We start from the raw sequence: 2,795 nt of genomic DNA on the forward strand, positions 1-2,795 counted from the left end.
AATGAAAACCGCAAATAAAAATGAATTGATAATCCTCAATTTTAAATGAAAACCCTTTTATACATAAATAATAAGTAAAGTTCCTTCTTTTAAATAAACTCAAACAAAACGATTTGATATAAATGTTTTTTTATAGAAGTATGGATGATGTACGGAGGCAATTACAAATGAAAGAAAATAAGAAGAGTAAGAAAAGACGAATCTTTCAAGTATTTTTACTAATGATTTGTTCTGCTATTTTATATGTAAGTTATGCAGCTTACGATATTTGGAGTTATCGTTTTAAAACAGATGATAGTGTGAAAACGGATGCTGGTATCGTACTAGGAGCAGCTTCTTGGAACGGAAAACCATCACCTGTATTTAAAGAAAGAATAAATCATGCGATTTCTTTATATAAGAACGGAAACATTAAAAAGATTATTTTTACAGGTGGTACAAAGTTCGAGGCAGAGCTTGAGGAAGCGCGTACTGCAAGAGTATATGCAATGAAACAAGGTGTAAAAGACGAAGATATTTTAATTGAAACAAAATCCCTTTTCACTGAAGAAAATTTAAAGAATGCGAAGGAAGTTGGAACAGAGAACGGAATACGCACATACACGATTGTAAGTGATCCACTTCATATGAAACGCGCAATGAGAATCGCAAAACATATTAATATTGAAGCGTATGCTTCACCAACGCCGACATCAGCATATAAAACGTTAGACACAGAAATTCCATTCTTCTTTAAAGAATTATTCTCGTATATTGGATATGTAACCTCTTTGCCATTAAAGGCATTGAAGGGAGACTAATATAAGAAAAGAACCTATCTTAAAATAGGAACTTTTCTTATTAGTCAAAAACATTGTATTTTTATCGGAATAGTGAAACAATAGAGATGTAGCTTCATATAATCATAATGAAAAAGTGAGCGGTTGATGAATCGAACATAAAGGAGATTATAGTATGGCACTCTCATTTGTTGAAACAGAAGAACAATCTTTCATTATTGCACAAATAAATAAATTGATTCCTAAGTTCATGGAAAGGGAGCATCAACTAAGTGGATTAGGATCATTTCCGTATGAAAATATAAATGATTTGAAAGATATCGGATATACGAAATTAACGTTACCGAAGGAATTTGGTGGTCGTGCGATTTCTTTATATGACTTCGTTTTATTTCAAGAGAAAATCGCGGAAGGATGCGGGGCTACAGCATTATCGATTGGCTGGCATCTTGGTATTGTGAAAGAGTTAGCGGAAAATCGCTCTTGGAATGATGAGATGTTCAGGTGGTTTTGCGAAGAAGTACGTAATGGTGCGCTTTTTAACCGGGCAGCAACAGAACCGAAAACAGGGAGTCCGACGCGTGGCGGTAAACCAGAAACAATAGCGGTTCAACAAGGCGAGAAGTGGATTATAAACGGAAGGAAAACTTTTACAACGATGGCACCAATACTTGATTATTTTATTATTTCAGCAAGTATGGAAGGCCGAGAAGAAGTTGGTGAGTTTGTCATTCCAAGAAATACAATCGGTGTATCCATTGAAGAAACGTGGGATAGTGTTGCGATGCGAGGGACTGCTAGCCACGACCTTGTCTTACAAAATGTAGAGATAGAAAGTCGCTTTTTTACAGATGTAAAGGGCGGGAAAGTGAAACAAAAGGGTATTGGCTGGTTGCTACATATACCAGCATGTTATTTAGGAATTGCACAATCAGCAAGAAATTATGCAGTTCAGTTTGCGGGATCATACAAGCCAAATAGTTTAAATCATTCTATTAGTTTATTGCCGAATGTTAGAAGATTAGTTGGAGAATTAGAACTCGAGCTTATGCAAGCTCGCGTCTTTTTATATCAAATTGCGAAAAAGTACGATGAGGCAGAAGATAAATTATCATTGCAGGCCGAACTAGCGGCAGTGAAATATGCTGTAACGAATGCGGTAATATCAATTGTTGATAAAGCAATGCGCATCGTAGGAGCCAAAAGTTTATCAGAAAAAAATCCGCTTCACCGTTACTATTTAAACGTTAGAGCAGGATTACACAATCCGCCGATGGATGATGCAACACTGTCTATGCTTGCGGATGCGGCGTTTCGGTCGTAGGTTTTTTAACTTGAATTTTATTGTTTATGGACAATATAGTTGTTTTGAAAGCACGTGTTTGATTAGTAATCAAACGCGTGCTTTTTATGTGCAGGAACGTACCAGGTTGAGATGTAGGTTTTTAATATAAATGGTTATCATGGTTTTGTGATTGTTTCTTGTTGAAAAATTCTTATCGTAATGCCAGTTTAGAAAATTTGTAAATAATTACTAAATTTAATCCCAAATCAATGGTCTTTCTAAATTTACCATTCGCAAATATTGTAAAAATTGACCTGCATGGACCGCATCATGATAGGCAATTCGTAGTAGCATATCGCCTAAATATCGTTGATAGCCAACATCGCTTCGATCAATAAGTCTTGAATCTAGCTCTGCTATGCTTATTGATTGAACATATTCTATGAAATCGGCAAAACATGATTGCGCTAATTCAATTTCTTTTTTTACACAAGTAATTGGCTCGTCATCATACGGGATATGTATGTCATTTATTGAGCCGTTGTTTTTTAAAATCATATGATAGTAAAAAGTTGAGCTCCAAACATGACGAATCATCTCACCAAAGGACATGGCCTCATGATCAGGCTTCCAAGTAAGAAAATTATCGGGAAGAGAATTCCATAACTTTTCTGAGCGCCTTCTCGTTTCTTTCAAATTTAATATACTAAGATCAATTGCATTCATAATAC

General features: G+C 35.3%; 3 protein-coding genes. 2 read left to right on the forward strand and 1 reads right to left on the reverse strand.

What is annotated here, in order from left to right; genetic code table 11:
• The first annotated feature begins 167 nt into the window (after positions 1–167).
• The gene (locus KI369_RS27950) at positions 168–800 is read left to right on the forward strand and encodes a YdcF family protein (protein WP_049112261.1); all 633 of its coding nucleotides are present in this window, start codon (positions 168–170) and stop codon (positions 798–800) included.
• Positions 801–954: 154 nt separating this feature from the next.
• Positions 955–2,103, forward strand: a complete 1,149-nt coding sequence (locus KI369_RS27955) for an acyl-CoA dehydrogenase family protein (RefSeq protein ID WP_212958895.1) — start codon at positions 955–957, stop codon at positions 2,101–2,103.
• 216 nt (positions 2,104–2,319) lie between these two features.
• Here the strand turns inward: KI369_RS27955 and KI369_RS27960 are convergent, their stop codons facing one another.
• Complete coding sequence (locus tag KI369_RS27960; RefSeq protein ID WP_212958897.1) at positions 2,320–2,790, reverse strand: DinB family protein; 471 nt, start codon at positions 2,788–2,790, stop codon at positions 2,320–2,322.
• Positions 2,791–2,795 lie beyond the last annotated feature (5 nt).

It is taken from the genome of Bacillus sanguinis (assembly GCF_018332475.1).
Classification (GTDB): Bacteria; Bacillota; Bacilli; order Bacillales; family Bacillaceae_G; genus Bacillus_A; species Bacillus_A sanguinis.